The organism is Phenylobacterium sp. (assembly GCF_035539035.1).
GTDB lineage: Bacteria > Pseudomonadota > Alphaproteobacteria > Caulobacterales > Caulobacteraceae > Phenylobacterium.
Window position 1 is genome coordinate 531,142 of the sequence record NZ_DATLJI010000012.1, and the last position, 15,619, is coordinate 546,760.

At 71.6% G+C, this 15,619-nt stretch carries 12 protein-coding genes; 9 read left to right on the top strand and 3 right to left on the bottom strand.

All coding sequences use genetic code 11. The features are described from left to right. The first annotated feature begins 51 nt into the window (after positions 1-51). From VM685_RS07945 to VM685_RS07985, 9 genes are all read left to right on the top strand, one after another. On the top strand, positions 52-345 hold the full coding sequence (locus tag VM685_RS07945; protein WP_325459584.1) for a hypothetical protein: 294 nt from the start codon (positions 52-54) through the stop codon (positions 343-345). Next, a complete protein-coding gene (locus VM685_RS07950; protein ID WP_325459585.1) occupies positions 342-782 on the top strand; it encodes a Spy/CpxP family protein refolding chaperone in 441 nt (146 codons plus the stop codon). Before VM685_RS07945 ends, VM685_RS07950 begins: the two co-directional genes overlap by 4 nt. Continuing rightward, entirely contained in the window at positions 779-1,354 is a 576-nt protein-coding gene (locus VM685_RS07955) for a sigma-70 family RNA polymerase sigma factor (RefSeq protein WP_325459586.1), read from the top strand. The genes VM685_RS07950 and VM685_RS07955 overlap by 4 nt, the downstream gene beginning before the upstream one ends. Before the next feature lie 110 nt (positions 1,355-1,464). Then, positions 1,465-3,183, top strand: a complete 1,719-nt coding sequence (locus tag VM685_RS07960; RefSeq protein WP_325459587.1) for a copper resistance system multicopper oxidase — start codon at positions 1,465-1,467, stop codon at positions 3,181-3,183. Next, a complete protein-coding gene (locus VM685_RS07965) occupies positions 3,180-4,454 on the top strand; it encodes a copper resistance protein B (protein ID WP_325459588.1) in 1,275 nt (424 codons plus the stop codon). Before VM685_RS07960 ends, VM685_RS07965 begins: the two co-directional genes overlap by 4 nt. Before the next feature lie 26 nt (positions 4,455-4,480). Continuing rightward, entirely contained in the window at positions 4,481-4,795 is a 315-nt protein-coding gene (locus tag VM685_RS07970) for a copper-binding protein (RefSeq protein WP_325459589.1), read from the top strand. A 598-nt stretch (positions 4,796-5,393) separates the two neighbouring features. Next, positions 5,394-8,075 carry a TonB-dependent receptor gene (locus VM685_RS07975; protein WP_325459590.1) on the top strand — a complete coding sequence of 894 codons (2,682 nt, stop codon included), beginning with the start codon at positions 5,394-5,396 and terminating at the stop codon, positions 8,073-8,075. Positions 8,076-8,136: 61 nt separating this feature from the next. After that, positions 8,137-8,844 carry a PepSY domain-containing protein gene (locus VM685_RS07980; protein ID WP_325459591.1) on the top strand — a complete coding sequence of 236 codons (708 nt, stop codon included), beginning with the start codon at positions 8,137-8,139 and terminating at the stop codon, positions 8,842-8,844. After that, positions 8,841-9,629 (top strand): PepSY domain-containing protein, encoded by a 789-nt coding sequence (locus VM685_RS07985; RefSeq protein WP_325459592.1) that lies wholly within the window; start codon positions 8,841-8,843, stop codon positions 9,627-9,629. Before VM685_RS07980 ends, VM685_RS07985 begins: the two co-directional genes overlap by 4 nt. Before the next feature lie 6 nt (positions 9,630-9,635). Here VM685_RS07985 and VM685_RS07990 read toward each other — a convergent pair whose 3' ends face one another. From VM685_RS07990 to VM685_RS08000, 3 genes are read right to left on the bottom strand one after another with little or no spacing between them, the layout of a single operon-like run. Beyond that, a complete protein-coding gene (locus tag VM685_RS07990) occupies positions 9,636-12,770 on the bottom strand; it encodes an efflux RND transporter permease subunit (protein ID WP_325459593.1) in 3,135 nt (1,044 codons plus the stop codon). Then, positions 12,770-14,341, bottom strand: a complete 1,572-nt coding sequence (locus tag VM685_RS07995) for an efflux RND transporter periplasmic adaptor subunit (RefSeq protein ID WP_325459594.1) — start codon at positions 14,339-14,341, stop codon at positions 12,770-12,772. The genes VM685_RS07990 and VM685_RS07995 overlap by 1 nt, the downstream gene beginning before the upstream one ends. After that, positions 14,338-15,576: a TolC family protein gene (locus VM685_RS08000; protein ID WP_325459595.1), complete on the bottom strand. Its 1,239-nt coding sequence runs from the start codon at positions 15,574-15,576 to the stop codon at positions 14,338-14,340. The genes VM685_RS07995 and VM685_RS08000 overlap by 4 nt, the downstream gene beginning before the upstream one ends. Positions 15,577-15,619: the final 43 nt, after the last annotated feature.

The following is a 15,619-nucleotide window of genomic DNA, read 5'->3' on the forward strand; positions in this document are numbered from 1 at the left end:
GGCGACGGCCGCTGCGTATATCGTCGTGGGCGAACGGACTTGGAGTCACCGGTGGCCGACAGGCTCGAAACCACGCTTCTGGCGCTGAAGGGCCAGCCCGCCGACCGTCCGCTCGACCAGCTCGAGCCTGTGGTGTGGCGTCGGCTGGACGAAGTGCGGGAGACGCGCAGCGGCGCCGGGGCAGCCTTCGCCGTCCGGGTCGCGGCGGTCATGGGCTCGCTGTTCCTCGGCCTCGCCGCCGGCGGGCTCGGGGCGGCGTCGGCCGGCGCCCGCGACAACGAGATCTCGGTCTTCTCCCTCGGACCCCAGCTCGCCCCCTCGACCCTGCTCGAGGGGCGCGGATGAAGGGCGTCAGCCGCGGGCTGCTGCTGACCCTGATGCTGACCATGCTGGCGGGCGCCCTCGGCGCCTGGGGGGCGGCCCGCTACATCGACTCTCGCCGAGCCCAGCCGTCGCTCCACGAGTTCGTCCACCACGAGATGGACCTCACGGCCCAGCAGGAGGCCAGGCTCGACCAGCTCGAGCAGGCGTTCGCCGTCCGCCGCCGCGTCCGCGAGGCGGAGCTCAGGTCGGCCAACGCCGAACTGGCCGCCGCCATCCAGGCCCGCCATGAATACTCCCCCGAGGTGCAGGCGTCGGTGGAGCGCTTCCACCACGCCATGGGCGAGCTCCAGAAGGAGACGATCGTCCACGTCCTGGAGATGCGGCGGGTGCTGACGCCGGAGCAGGCGGCGAAGTTCGATGCGCGTGTGGCAGAGGCCCTGACCGAACCCGCGCCGTGAGCGGAGACGACCGCGACGACCTCGATCTCGCCCGGGAGGCGGCCGCCGGCGAGGATCGGGCCTTCACCCTGCTGATGCGGCGGCACAAGGAGGGCCTCTACCGCTTCGTGCGCCGCTATGTCGGCGAGCCGGACGCCGCCTACGAGGTGGTCCAGGAGACCTTCGTGGCCGCCTGGCAGGCCATGGGCCGGTTCGACGCGCGCAGGCCGTTCCCCACCTGGCTGCGGGCGATCGCGCTGAACAAGTGCCGCGACCGCGGCCGCCGGCTGGCGGTGCGCCGGGCGATCCTCGGGGAGCGGGACCTCGACAGTCCCGAGGCGCAGGCCCAGCCGGATCCCGGCGCCACGCCCGAGGCGGCGCTCGGCCGCGCGCAGGACGCCGCGCGGCTCGACCGCGCCATCGCCCGCTTGCCCGCCAAGCTGAAGGAGCCCCTGCTGCTCACCTGGTTTGAGGACATGAGCCAGCAGGAAGCCGGCGCCCTCCTGGGCGTCAGCGCCAAGACCATCGAGATGCGGGTCTACCGCGCGCGCCAGCGGTTGGCGGTTCTGCTGTCGGAGCGCCCCCGCCGTTGAGGGATCGCCGCCTGGCCCGCGTATCAGACATGCGACGGGACGCTTGACCTTCCCACCATGGGAAGCCGTATCGACCCCCTCCTGATTTGTGGAACGACACCGGAGACGGCATGGCCGCGGGACTCCCCAACCTCCATCGACGCCAAATCCTGGCGGGCGGCGCCGGCCTGGCCGCGGCGGGCCTGCTGCCCGGCTGGGCGCGCAGCCAGACGCCGGGCCTGAGCCCCAGGCCCACGGCGCTGGAAGGCGAGGACATCCGGCTCAGCATCGGCCACGCGCCCTTCCAGGTGGATGGGCGTCGCGGCCACGCGGTGGCGATCAACGGGACCGTGCCCGGGCCGCTGATCCGGCTCAGGGAAGGCCAGAACGTCCGGCTGCACGTCACCAACACCCTGACCGACGAGGAGACCTCGATCCACTGGCACGGCCTGCTGCTGCCGTTCCAGATGGACGGGGTGCCGGGCGTCAGTTTCCCGGGCATCAAGCCGGGCGAGACCTTCACCTACGAGTTCCCGGTGAAGCACGCGGGCACCTACTGGTACCACAGCCACTCCGGGCTCCAGGAGATGATCGGCCACTACGCTCCGATCGTCATCGATCCGGCGGGCGCGGAGCCGAACCCTTACGACCGCGAGCACGTGATCGTGCTGTCGGATTACACCTTCATGCATCCGCACCACCTGCTGGTGAAGCTGAAGCAGCAGCCGGGTTACTCGAACCGTCAGAAGCAGACGGTGGCGGGCCTGCTGGCCGGGAAGGACCAGCCGCTGAAGGACCGTATCGAGTGGGCCAAGATGCGCATGGATCCCACCGACATCGCCGACGTGACGGCCGCCAACTTCAGCTACCTGGTCAACGGCCACGGGCCGAAGGACAACTGGACCGGCCTCTTCCGCCCGGGCGAGCGGGTGCGCCTGCGGTTCGTCAACGCCGCTTCCATGACCATCTTCAACGTGCGGATCCCCGGCCTGAAGATGACGGTGGTGCAGGCCGACGGCATGGACGTGCGCCCCGTTGAGGTGGACGAGTTCCAGATCGCCAACGCCGAGACCTACGACGTCATCGTCCAGCCGACCGAGGACCGGGCCTTCACCCTGGTGGCCGAGACCTCCGACCGGTCGGGCATGGCGCGCGGCACGCTGGCGCCGCGGGCCGGCATGGTCGCCGAGGTCCCGCCGCTGCGCGAACGCCCGATCCTCACCATGAAGGACATGGGCATGGGGAGCATGGACCACGGGGCCCACGGCGGGCAGCAGATGGACCACGGCTCCATGGGCATGCGCGATCCCGCCAACGCGCCGCAGGTGAAGCTGACGCCCGGGGTGCAGATGATTTCGCCCATGCCGGTGGACCGGGTGGGCGACCGCGGCACGGGCCTGGAGGGCGTGCCGCACAAGGTGCTGACCTACACCGACCTCGTGGCGACCCGGCCCAATCCGGACACCCGCACGCCCTCGCGCAGCCTGGACATCCACCTGACCGGCAACATGGAGCGGTTCATCTGGGGGTTCGACGGGGAGAAGTACTCTGAGACCACCAAGCCGATCCCGTTCCGCCTGAACGAGAAGGTGCGCGTGACCCTCGTGAACGACACCATGATGGCCCACCCGATCCACCTGCACGGCCACTTCATGGCCCTGGTGAACGGCCACGGCGACCACCAGCCGCTGAAGCACACCCTGAACGTCCTGCCCGGAGGCAAGCTGTCGTTCGACCTGGTCGCCGACGCGCCCGGGGACTGGGCCTTCCACTGCCACATGCTGCTGCACATGCACGCGGGCATGTTCCGCGTGGTGACGGTGCGTCCGATGGAAGGAGCCGCAGCATGAAGCGCCTGCTGCTGATCGCCGCCGCCCCGCTCGCCGCGGCCGGGCCCGCCTTCGCCGAGCCCGCCGACCCGCACGCCGGTCACCACATGCCGGCTCAGGCTCCGGCGCCCGCCGCCGTTGACCCGCACGCGGGCCACAACATGCGCGCCGCGCCGGCTCCCGCTGATCCGCACGCCGGTCACCACATGCCGGCTCAGGCTCCGGCGCCCGCCGCCGCGGACCCGCATGCGGGCCACGACATGCCCGCCGCGCCGGCTCCCGCCGATCCTCACGCCGGCCACCACATGCCCGCGCAGGCTCCGGCGCCCGCCGCCGTTGACCCGCATGCGGGCCACAACATGCCCGCCGCGCCGGCGCCCGCCGATCCGCACGCCGGCCACCACATGCCGGCGCAGGCTCCGGCGGCCGCCGCGGACCCGCACGCAGGGCACAACATGCCCGCTGCGCCGGCCCAACCGGCCGTTCCTCATGCGGGCCACGTCACGCCGGCCCCGGCGGACCCGCACGCCGGGCACAACATGGCGCCGAGCGACGTCGGCTCCGAACCTGCGCCCGCGCCGCCCACGGACCACGCTGCGGAACGCTTCTTCGGCGCGCGCCAGATGGCGGAGGCCCGCGCCCTGCTCCGCAAGGAACACGGCGACATCCGCTGGTCGCGGGTGCTGCTGGAGACCGCCGAGGTCCGGCCCTCAGACGACGGCGACGCCTACGCCTGGGAAGGCGAGGCCTCGTTCGGCGGGGACATCAACCGCTTCGTCCTCTCTACCGAAGGCGAGGGCGAGGACGGCGACCTGCACGAGGCGGAGGTCCAGGCGCTCTATTCCCGGGCGATCGGGTCCTACTTCAACCTGCAGGCCGGCGTCCGACAGGACTTCGAGCCGCGGCCGCGCCCGACCTATGCCACGGTGGGCGTAGAGGGCCTGGCCCCCTACTGGTTCGAGGTGGGCGGCGCGCTCTTCCTCTCGGACGAAGGGGACCTCTCGGCGAGGCTCGAGGGCTCCTACGACCTGCGGCTGACCCAGAAGCTGATCCTCGAGCCGCGGGCGGAGGTAAACCTCGCCGCCAGCGCCGATCGCGCCCTGGAGGAGGGCTCGGGCGTTCGCGACGTCGAGCTCGGCCTTCGCCTGCGTTACGCCATCAAGCCCGAGTTCGCGCCCTATGTGGGCGTGAACTGGGAGCGGAAGTTCGGCGACACCGCCGACTTCGCCCGCGCCGCCGGGGAGGGGGTGGAGGACACCCGCTTCGTCGTCGGCCTCAGGGCCTGGTTCTGATCCTTTCCCGTTCTCAGGAGTACGAGATGAAGCTTATCGCCGCCGCGGCCGTCGCCGCCTTCGCCCTGGCCGGGACCGCCGTCGCCCAGCCGCATGACCACGCCGCCCATGCGGCTCCCGCTGCGGCCGCGGCTGTCACCGGGGTGGGGGTGGTCAAGGCGGTCGACGCCCGCGCGGGCACGGTGACCATCGCTCACGAGCCGATCAAGGCGCTGGGCTGGCCGGCCATGACCATGCCGTTCAAGGTCTCCGACCCCGCCCTGCTCAAGGCGGCCGCGGTCGGCGACAAGGTCACCTTCCAGTTGAACGGCCAGCAGATCGTCGCCCTCAAAAAGGGCTGAGACGGCGCGGCGCCCGGCAGAAGCCCGGGCGCCGCCACTTTTTTTGAGGGCGCCCGCCCGAGCGGCGCGTATCCCGGATGACGGCGCCGCGTTCGAGCGGGCGAGCATCCATGGCGTGGCTATGGGTGTGTGTATTCGCGCCGTAATTGTCCGTCTGTCGGAATTTTCGGTCATCGCGGGCGAGGCCACGGCAAGTCCTGCCGCCGCCAAGATCGTCTCCGGGTTGTGAGGCGGTGGAAATCTACTTCCGATTTTCTGGCGCGTTGCCGCGCTTCGGCGTGGGTCCCGCGCATAACTTGGGCGCCGGGGCGCCTGGAATCTTGGCCTGTGCCTTTGCCGTGGTATCCAAAGGCTTGATAAAAAATAACCAGGGAATTGCTTTTTGCCGGCCTGGCCGGGGCAGATTCTTTCGCTCCGCGGGGCCTCACGCCCATAACTCGGCCCGACGCGGGCGCTGTCGCGAAACTTTCATCCGGCCTAAGCCGCGGCTAAATGTATAGACAATATTGACACGGGAAGGGTGGGCCGCCGAGTTGGGCGCCGAAGTCCAGTCCGACAAGAAGCGGATGACTTCATCGCGGGATACGAGGGGGTCGTTATGAAAAGGTTCACGAAGCAGCTGCTGTTCGCCAGCGCGTGCGTCTCCATGGGCATGGTCGGCACGGCCGCCGCGGCCCAGCAGGCCGCGGGGAGCGACGTCGAGGAGGTGATCGTCACCGGCAGTCGCATCAAGCGCGCCGACATCACCGGCGTCGGCCCGGCCACAGTGGTCAGCGAGGCGGAGATCGCACGCACCGGGGTGATGAACGTCGAGACCCTGCTGCAGCGCCTGCCGGCCTCGGCGGGCAACGCCGGCAACCAGACCAACGCCTACTGGACCGGCAACGGCTGGGGCACGGCGCAGGTGAACCTGCGCGGCCTGGGCATCAACCGCACCCTGGTGCTGCTGAATGGCCGCCGGGTGGTCTACGGCGGCACTGGCGCCAACAGCGCCGTCGACCTGAACACCATCCCCACCGGCATGATCGCGCGGATGGACGTCCTGAAAGACGGCGCCTCGGCGATCTACGGCGCCGACGCCGTCGCGGGCGTGGTCAACATCATCACCCGCACCGACTTCGAAGGCGTGCAGCTCACGGGCAAGTACGGGGTCACCGACGAGGGCGACGGCCAGGAGTACGCCGCCGATCTGCTGTGGGGCGTCCGCGGCGAGCGCGGCGGCTTCGTCGCCGGCGTCAGCTACCAGAAGATGGACCCGGTCAACATGGCCGACCGCGAGCCCTGCGGCCTCGGCGAGGTCGGCGGCCGGCTGGTCTGCGTGGGCAGCGCCGCGACGATCGGCGGGCGCGCGGTCCTGCCGAACGGCCAGCAGATCAACTTCAACCAGACGCCGGGCGGCAACGGCAACTTCTTCGAGCCGTACAGCGCGGCCAAGCACAACTTCAACTCCAACCCCTTCCTGAACGCGGTCAGCGCGCTCGAGCGGGTGAGCGTCGGCGTGTTCGGGGACTACGAGCTGACCGACAGCGTCGAGATGTTCGGCGAGTTCCTGTTCACCCACCGCGAGACGAGCCAGATCGCCACGCCCGGTTCGCTGCGCAACCTGACGATCACGGCCAACAACCGGAACAACCCCACCGGCCAGGACATCCTCCTGATCCAGCGCCGCCTGGCTGAGCCCGGCCCGCGCCAGTTCTTCCAGGAGACGGACACCTGGCGCGGCGTCGCCGGCCTGCGCGGCGCCTTCGGGGCCGGCTGGAGCTGGGAAGCCGCAGCCAACTTCGGCCGCACCACCGGCATCGACGGCTCGACCAACATCGCCAACCTGGAGCGGGTGCGCGCGACCATCGCCGCCTGCGTCCCCGGCTCCACCTCCACCGCGCCCTGCGCCGACTACCTGGGCTTCGGCGACCTGACGCCGGAGGTGCTCGACTACATCCTCTTCACCATGCGCGACACCGGCGGCAACGAGCAGAAGAGCGTCACCGCCGACGTCACCGGCTCGCTGTTCGACCTGCCGGCCGGCCCGGTAGGCGTGGCCGCGGGCGTGGTCTACCGCGAGGAGAAGGGCTGGCGTAACCCCGACGCCCTGACCGTGCTGGGTGTCGCCAACACCAACCAGCAGGACCCGATCTCCGGCTCGGTGAACACCAAGGAAGCCTATCTGGAGCTCTCCGCTCCGTTGCTGGCGGACATGCCGTTCGCCCAGCGGGTCGAGCTGAACGGCGCGGTGCGCTACTCCGACTACAACCTGTTCGGCGACAACATCACCTACAAGCTCGGCCTCGACTGGACGGTGATGGACGGCCTGCGCCTGCGGGCCACCTACGGCACCGGCTTCCGCATCCCGAGCGTGCCGGAGCTGTTCGGCGGCGTCGCCGAGGGCAACCTGACGACCACCGACCCCTGCAGCCGCTACTCCACCAGCGGCAACCCGATCCTGATCGCCAACTGCCAGGCCTCCGGCGTGCCCGCCGGCTACGTCCAGCTCGGCAACACCGTCCTGACCACGGTGGGCGGCAACCAGAACCTGCAGCCGGAGGAGTCGGAGAACCTGACGCTGGGCGTGGTTGTCCAGCCGACCTTCACGCCGGGTCTGTCGGTGACGGTCGATTACTTCGACATCCAGATCAAGGACGCGATCCGCAACATCCCGGGCTCGACGAAGCTGGCGGTCTGCTACGCCAGCGCCAACCTCTCGCACCCGTTCTGCAGCCCGGAGCACTTCACCCGCAGCAGCCGCACGGGCGAGGTGAACTTCCTGTCCTCCCAGCCGACCAACGCGGGCAAGGAGACGATGAAGGGCGTCGACGTGGGCGTGCGCTACGCCTTCGACATCTCGCGCTTCCGCGCGGACTTCGACTGGAACACCACCTACCTCGCCAAGTACGAGGTCATCCCGTTCCAGGGCGCGGCGCCGATCATCTTCGACGGCTTCATCGGCGGCGGGAACGGCGGCTATCCGCACTGGCGCTCCAACGCCAGCCTGACGGTCTCCGACGTGAACTGGAACGCCACCTGGTCGGTGCAGTGGATCGGCAAGGCGAAGGACTTCAACGCCGCCCCGACCGCCATCGGATCGCGCACCCCGAACGTCTTCTACCACAACGCCCAGGTCGCCTACCGGCTGAGCGAGAAGGCCAACGTCGCCGTCGGCGTCGACAACCTGTTCGACAAGGACGCGCCGTTCATCGCCAGCTGGACGGACGCCAACACGGACACCATGACGTACGACCTGCTCGGCCGTCGCGGCTACGTGCGCCTGCAGTACGCGTTCTAAGGACGCAAGTCCGGGGCCGGAGGGGCCCGCACCCTCCGGCGCCTCCTATTGCGAGATGCCCATGCGCTGGCCAGCCCTGGCCCGTAAGACCCACAAGTGGCTCGCCCTGGTCGTGGCGATCCAGGCGGTCTTCTGGACCCTGAGCGGCGTCTACATGACCGCCGTCCACATCGACATCATCCACGGCGACCGGCTGGTGAAGGCGCAGGCGGCCCAGCCGATCGCGCTCGCCGGCCTCGTGGAGCCGGCGCATCTCGCCCACCTCGCGCCGGGCATGAAGAGCGCCCGGCTGGAGACCCAGCTCGGCCAGCCCGTCTATGTGGTGCAGGCCGAGGGCGGCCCCGCGCTGTTCGACGCCCGCACGGGGCAGAAGCTCTCGCCGCTGAACGCCGACCAGGCGAAGGCGCGGGCCCAGGCGCTGTTCGCCGAGGACGGCCGGGTGGTCAGCGTGGAGTACCTTACGAAGGCGCCGCTGGAGATCCAGACGCGTCCGGTCCCGGTCTGGCGCGTGGAGTTCGAGGGCGCCTGGCGGCCCACCTTCTACATCTCGCCCGTCACGGGTGAGCTGGTGTCGCGCCGCCACGACCTGTGGCGGACCTTCGACTTCGTGTGGATGTTCCACATCATGGACTACGACGACCGGCAGGACGTGAACAACGTGCTGATCCGTGTCTTCACCTGGCTCGCGGTGGCCACCGCCGCCTCCGGGGCCTGGCTCCTGCTCTACAGCTTCCGCCGCAAGCGGCGGGTCCGAAAGGCCGCGGCATGACCTGGTCGCCCATGTTCCTGATCCGCTGGCTCCACAAGTGGTTCGGCCTGGTGCTCGGCCTGCAGTTCCTGCTGTGGTCGGTTAGCGGCGCCACCATGGCGCTGCTTGACCACCACAAGGTGGCCGCCGAGGACGCGGTCCTGCCGGTGGCCCAGTCAGCCGCGCCCGCCGACCCGCTGCCGCTGGCCCGCGTCGCCGAGGCCGTGGGCGCGCCGATCCTGAAGCTGCAGCTCAAGCCGCTGTACGACGCCTGGGTGTACGAGGCGACGACGCCGCAGGGCGTGCGGCTGGTGGACGCGACGCGGGGCGAGGTCCTGCAGATCGACGCGGCCAAGGGCCGCGAGCTCGCCGTCGCCCGCTTCAGCGGCAGCGCTCCGGTGCGCTCCGTGGAGCGGGTGGAGAAGACGACGCTGGAGACCCGCGACATCGCCCTGCCGGTCTGGCGGGTGGAGTTCGCCGATCCCGACCGGACGACGCTCCTGGTCTCCGCCGACACGGGCGAGGTGCTGGCGGCCAAGAACGACACCTGGCGGCTGTGGGACATCGCCTGGATGCTCCACATCATGGATTACCGCGACCGGCAGAGCTTCAACCACCCGCTCATCGTCACGGTCGGCACGGGTGCGGCGTGGCTGGCGCTGAGCGGCCTGATCCTGCTGTTCCGCAGCTTCCGCCGCGCCGACTTCGCCTGGGTCCTCGCCCCGCTGGAGGCGGCGTCCGCCCGTCGCCGTTCGGACCCCAAGCTCAAGGCCGCACCCGAGGCCGCCGCGAAGGACGCGCACTGACCCGCCTCACGATGGCCCGGCCGACTTGCCCCGCCTGCGGCGCATGAGCAGGTAGCCGGCCGGAATCACCAGCATCGAGAGCAGCGGCGCGGTGAGCATGCCGCCGATCATCGGCGCGGCGATCCGGCTCATCACCTCCGAGCCCGCCCCGTGACCCACCACCACCGGGGCGAGGCCGGCCAGGATCACGGCCACGGTCATGGCCTTGGGCCGCACCCGCAGCAGCGCCCCCTCGCGGATCGCCGCGCTCACCCCTTCGGGATCCGGGTCCTCCCCGCGCTCCGCCAGCGCCTGCCGCAGGTAGATCAGCATGATCACCCCGAACTCGGCCGCGAGGCCGGCGAGCGCGATGAAGCCCACGCCCGTGGCCACCGACTGGTCGTAGCCCAGCAGGTAGATCGTCCAGATCCCGCCGGTCAGCGCGAACGGCAGGGTCAGCATGATCAGGGCGGCCTCGTCCAGGCGGCCGAAGGTCAGGTAGAGCAGGAAGAAGATGATCGCCAGGGTGGCCGGAACCACCAGCTTCAGCCGGTCGGCGGCCCGCTCGAGGTACTCGAACTGGCCGGAGTAGGCGATCGAAACGCCAGGCGGGGTCTTCACCTCGCGCGCCACCGCCGCCTGCAGGTCCTTCACCACCGAACCCAGGTCGCGGCCGCGGACGTCCACATAGACCCAGGTGGAGGGCCGGGCGTTCTCGGTCTTCAGCATGGGCGGGCCGTCGGCGATGCTGATCGCCGCCACGGTCCCGAGCGTGATCTGCTGGCCGGACGGCGTCAGGATCGGCAGGGCGCGGAGCCCCTCCAGGCTGTCGCGAAGCTCCCGCGGATAGCGGACGCTGATCGGATAGCGGGCCACGCCCTCCACCGTCTCGCCGACGGTCTGGCCGCCGATGGCGCCGGAGACGATCTCCTGCACGTCGGCGATGTTGAGGCCGTAGCGGCCCGCCGCGGCCCGATCGATGTCCACGTCCACATAGCGGCCGCCGGTGAGCCGTTCGGCGAGCGCCGAGCTGACGCCCGGCGTGCGCCGCGCCGCGGCCTCCACCTGCGCCGCCACCCGATCCAGCTGGGCGAGGTCGGGTCCGGAAACCTTCACCCCGATCGGGCTCTTGATGCCGGTGGCCAGCATGTCGATCCGATTGCGGATCGGAGGAACCCAGACGTTGGCGAGACCCGGGACCTGGACGATCCGGTCCAGCTCGTCCACCAGCTTCTCCGGCGTCATGCCCGGCCGCCACTCGCTGCGCGGCTTGAACTGGATGGTGGTCTCCAGCATCTCCAGCGGCGCGGGATCGGTGGCGGTCTCGGCGCGCCCGGCCTTGCCGAACACGGTCTTCACCTCCGGCACGGTCTTGATCAGCCGGTCGGTCTGCTGGAGCAGCTCGGCGGCCTTGGCGGCGGAGACGCCCGGAAGCGCCGACGGCATGTAAAGCAGGTCGCCCTCGTCCATCGATGGGATGAATTCCCCGCCCAGCCGGCTGAGCGGCCAGGCCGTCGAGGCGAAGACCACGAGGGCCACCACCAGCACCGTGCGTGGCCGCCGCAGCACCCAGTCGATTGCCGGCCGGTAGGCGCGGGTGAGCCAGCGGTTCAGCGGGTTTGCCGCCTCCGACGGGATCTTCCCGCGGATCAGGTAGCCCATCAGCACGGGCACGAGGGTCACCGACAGGATGGCGGCCCCAGCCATGGCGTAGCTCTTGGTGAAGGCCAGGGGGGCGAACAGCCGCCCCTCCTGCGCCTGCAGGGCGAACACCGGCACGAACGACAGCGTGATGATCACCAGGCTGAGGAAGAGGGCCGGGCCCACCTCGGCGGCGGCCTCCGTGACCAGCCGCCAGCGGGTGGCGGGGATCAGCGTCTCGTCGGGGTGGTCGTGGCTCCACGCCTCCAGCCGCTTGTGGGCGTTTTCCACCATCACGATCGAGGCGTCGACCATGGCGCCCACGGCGATGGCGATGCCGCCCAGCGACATGATGTTGGCGTTCACCCCCTGGATGCGCATGACCAGCAAGGCGAACAGCACGCCGAGCGGCAGGGTGACGATGGCCACCAGGGCCGAGCGCGCGTGCCACAGGAAGAGGCCGCAGACCACGGCCACGACGATGAACTCCTCGAGGAGCTTGCTGCTCAGGTTGGCGATGGCCCGGTCGATCAGCTTGGACCGGTCGTAGGTCGTCACCACCTCCACCCCGGCCGGCAGGCTGCCCTTCAGCTCATCGAGCCTCGCCTGCACGGCGCGGATCGTCTCGCGCGCGTTCTTGCCGGAGCGCAGGATGACGACGCCGCCCGCCACCTCGCCCTGGCCGTTCAGCTCGGCCACGCCGCGGCGCATCTCCGGCCCCAGCTGGATGGTCGCCACGTCGCCCAGGCGCACGGGCACGCCGCCGGCGGCGGTGCGGAGCGGGATGGCCTCGAAGTCCTCGCGGCTCTGCAAGTAGCCACCGGCGCGGACCATGTACTCGGCCTCGCCGAGTTCGAGCACCGAGCCGCCCGCCTCCTGGTTGGCGCGGCGGACGGCTTCTGTGACCTGCTGCTGTGTCACGCCATAGGCGGCCAGCTTCACGGGATCGAGCACCACCTGGTGCTGCTTGACCATGCCGCCGATGCTGGCGACCTCGGCGACGCCGGGGAGGGTCTTCAGTTCGTAGCGCAGGAACCAGTCCTGCAGGCTGCGCAGCTGGGCGAGGTCGTGGCGGCCGGTACGGTCGACCAGCGCGTACTCGTAGACCCAGCCCACGCCCGTGGCGTCGGGGCCGAGCGCGGGCCGCGCCTCGGCCGGCAGTCGCGACTGGGCTTGGTTGAGGTATTCCAGCACCCGCGAGCGGGCCCAGTAGAGGTCCGTCCCATCCTCGAACAGCACATAGACGAAGCTGTCGCCGAAGAAGGAATAGCCGCGCACCGTCTTCGCGCCCGGCACCGACAGCATGGTGGTGGTGAGCGGATAGGTGACCTGGTTCTCGACGATCTGCGGGGCCTGGCCGGGATATGTGGTGCGGATCACCACCTGCACGTCGGAGAGGTCCGGGAGGGCGTCCACCGGGGTGGAGCGTGCGGCCCAGACGCCGGCGACCAGCAGGGCGACGGCCGCGAGTAGGACGAAGAGGCGGCCCCGGACCGAGGCGCGGATAAGGGCGGCGATCATCAGACGCCCCCCTTCGAAAGTTCGCGCACCAGGGGGCCCTGCGCCGTCTCCTCGACGGAGAAGGCGATCCGGTCGCCGGGCTGCAGGCCCGCGGCCAGGCCCGGACGGGCCAGTGGGAAGGCCATGGTCATGGCCGGCCAGCCGAGGCTCGCGATCGGATCGTGGGAGAGGGTGACGCTGCCGGCGGAGACCTGCTCCACCCGGCCCTGCGACCGGTGAAGCACGGCCGGGGTCCTGGCGGGCGCCGGCTCGTGGATGTGGCCGGCCGGCGCCTTCCCGGGCGTCGCCGGGGCCTGCGCCTTCGGCGGCGCTGGTGTTCTCGGCGGCGGTGCGGGTGCGGCTGGCGGCGGATCGACGGCCGCGCGCGGCGTGACCCCGGCGAGGCTGGCTTCGGAGTCGATCAGGAACTGGCCCGAGGCTACGACCTTCTCGCCCTCGGCGAGACCGGAGAGGATTTCGGTCCGGCCGCCGCCCTCCCGGCCGGTGCGAACCTCCGCGGGCAGGTAGCGACCGCCGTCGCGAGCCACCATCACCAGCGTCCTGCGCCCGGTGCGGACCAGGGCCTCGGTCGGCACGAGCAGGGCGGGGCGCTCGGCGCCGCCGAACTGCACGCTGGCGAACATGCCGGGCCGTAGCCGGCCGTCGGTGTTGGGCAGCTCGATCCGTGCCGTGAGGGTGCGCGTCTGGGCCTGGGCCTCAGGAAGCACGACCGACACCCGCCCGTGGAACGTCTCGCCCGGATAGGCGGCCAGGGTGGCGGACGCCGCCTGCCCCGGCTGCAGCTGGCTGGCCTGGGCTTCCGGCACGGCGGCGTCGAGCCAGACGCGGCCCAGGCCGTTCACCTCGGCGAGCGTCTGCCCTGCGGCGACGGTCATGCCCTGGCGCACGCCGAGCGTCCGGATCACCCCGCCGGAGGGCGTGGAGACGGTCACCACATTGCGGACCCTGCCGCTGCGCTCCACCGAGACGATCAGGGACGGCGGCATGCCCAGGAGCTGCAGGCGCTGGCGCGCGGCGGCCACGAGGCCGGCGTCGCCGGTGCGCTTCACCGCGAGGAACTCGCCCTGCGCCCCCGCCCATTCCGGGACCAGGATGTCGGCCAGCGGCGCGCCGGCGCCGATCAGGTCGCCCGGCGCGCGGGCGTAGACCCGCTGCACGAAACCGGCGGTGCGGGCCTGGACCACGGCCACGTCGCGTTCGCTGAAGCCGATCACCCCGGTGGCCGCGAGGCCGCCCGGCAGGGTTCCGCGCTCCACGACGGCCAAGCGCACGCCGAGGTTCTGGGTGCGCTCCGGGTCGATGCGGACGCCTGCGCTCGCAGCCGCCTCGTCGGCGTACTTCGGGATCAGCTCCATGCCCATGGAGGACTTGCCGGGCCCGGGATAGCGCTCGGCCGGCAGCATGGGGTCGTACCAGTAGAGGATCTGGCGGCCCTCGGCGGCGGCGGGGGTCGGTTGCGGGGCCGAGGGGGTGAGGCGGGCGGCGCCGAAGCCGGCGGCTCCGGCGACCAGGGCGATCGCGGCGGCGGCGAGGCCGAGCTGCGCGGGGCGGGACAGGCGTGCGGGGGTCATTGGACGGGGCTTCCGTAGGTGATGGCGAGGCGGGCGGCGGCGCGCGCCAGCTCCGCTTCGCGGGCGATCTCGTCGAGCTTGGTGCGGGCCAGGCCGTCGAAGGCTGAGACGACCTCGGTCATGCCGGCCGAGCCTGCGGCGTAGCTGGCCACCTCCAGGTCGGCGCGCTTGCGGGCCAGCGGCAGCAGGGCGTCGCGCGAGCGGGCGAGCCGTTCGCCCGCCGCCTGGTGCTCGGCGAGGTCCGCCCTGAACTCGGCCTCCAGCCGCCGGCGGGCGGCCTCGGCTTCGGCGCGGGCCTGGGCGAGGCCGGCGGTCCGGGCGGTGATCACCGGATCCTGCCGGCGTGTTGCGAATAGCGGCAGGCTCACCGTCACGCCGACCGAGACCATGTCGCCGAACGCGGGGTCGCGCCGCTGGTAAGCCGCCTCGATCGCCCAGTCGGGGCGCTTCTCCGCGCGCGCGGCGGCGAGGCCCGCGTCGGCGGCGACGCGTCCCGCCTCGGCCTGCCGGATCGCCGGGTGCTGGCGCAGGCCCGCCGACAGGGCGGCCTCGTCGACGGCAAGAGACGGCGCCGGGCCCTGCGGCTCTGGCGCGGGGTCGCCGACCCAGCGGGCCAGCTCGGCCCGGGCCTTGCGCTCGGCGGCGCGCAGCGCGCTGCGCTGATCGCCCAGCTCGGCCCGCCACTGGTCGGCCTCCACCGTCTCGCCCGGGCGGGCGGAGCCGGAGGCGAGCCGCGAGGGCAGGGTCTTCCAGAGCGGCTCCAGCGAGGCCTGCACCTCGTCGAGCGCCGCCAGCCGCCGGCGGGCGTAGTGCAGGTCGAGCCAGGCCAGGGCTGCGCCGAGGCGCGCCTCCAGCGACGCCTGCGCCTGGCCGGCGCGGGCGACGCCGATCTCGGCTTGGGCGGCGGCGGTGCGGGCTCGGCGCTTGGCGCCGTTCGGCACCTCCTGCATGAGGCCGATGCGGGCCATGGTCATGGGCTCGTCGCCGAAGCGGCCCGCCATGGGGCCGCTGATCGGCGCGTTCTCCACGCCGAACGTCAGCCGCGGGTCGGGCAGGGCGGCCGCGGCCGGCGCGGCGGCGGTCGCCGCGCGCACGGCGTGGGCCTGGGCCTGGACCGCGGGCGCGGCCTCGCCGGCCAGGCGCACGGCGTCGTCGAATGTGAGCGGCTCGGCGTGGGCCGACGCCGCGGCCGCGCCGCTGAGGACCAGCGGGCACAGCCACTTCCAGGGAGACATGCTCCGGAACTCCTGAGGTCGTTGGCGCTCGCGCGCCGGGACG

What these genes read in the sequence shown, in the direction of transcription:
- VM685_RS07985 (WP_325459592.1), top strand. Translation starts at nt 8,841, where the DNA reads ATGACCTGGTCGCCCATGTTCCTGATCCGCTGGCTCCACAAGTGGTTC.
- VM685_RS07990 (WP_325459593.1), bottom strand. Translation starts at nt 12,770, where the DNA reads ATGATCGCCGCCCTTATCCGCGCCTCGGTCCGGGGCCGCCTCTTCGTC.
- VM685_RS07960 (WP_325459587.1), top strand. Translation starts at nt 1,465, where the DNA reads ATGGCCGCGGGACTCCCCAACCTCCATCGACGCCAAATCCTGGCGGGC.
- VM685_RS07980 (WP_325459591.1), top strand. Translation starts at nt 8,137, where the DNA reads ATGCGCTGGCCAGCCCTGGCCCGTAAGACCCACAAGTGGCTCGCCCTG.
- VM685_RS08000 (WP_325459595.1), bottom strand. Translation starts at nt 15,576, where the DNA reads ATGTCTCCCTGGAAGTGGCTGTGCCCGCTGGTCCTCAGCGGCGCGGCC.
- VM685_RS07975 (WP_325459590.1), top strand. Translation starts at nt 5,394, where the DNA reads ATGAAAAGGTTCACGAAGCAGCTGCTGTTCGCCAGCGCGTGCGTCTCC.
- VM685_RS07995 (WP_325459594.1), bottom strand. Translation starts at nt 14,341, where the DNA reads ATGACCCCCGCACGCCTGTCCCGCCCCGCGCAGCTCGGCCTCGCCGCC.
- VM685_RS07965 (WP_325459588.1), top strand. Translation starts at nt 3,180, where the DNA reads ATGAAGCGCCTGCTGCTGATCGCCGCCGCCCCGCTCGCCGCGGCCGGG.
- VM685_RS07970 (WP_325459589.1), top strand. Translation starts at nt 4,481, where the DNA reads ATGAAGCTTATCGCCGCCGCGGCCGTCGCCGCCTTCGCCCTGGCCGGG.
- VM685_RS07950 (WP_325459585.1), top strand. Translation starts at nt 342, where the DNA reads ATGAAGGGCGTCAGCCGCGGGCTGCTGCTGACCCTGATGCTGACCATG.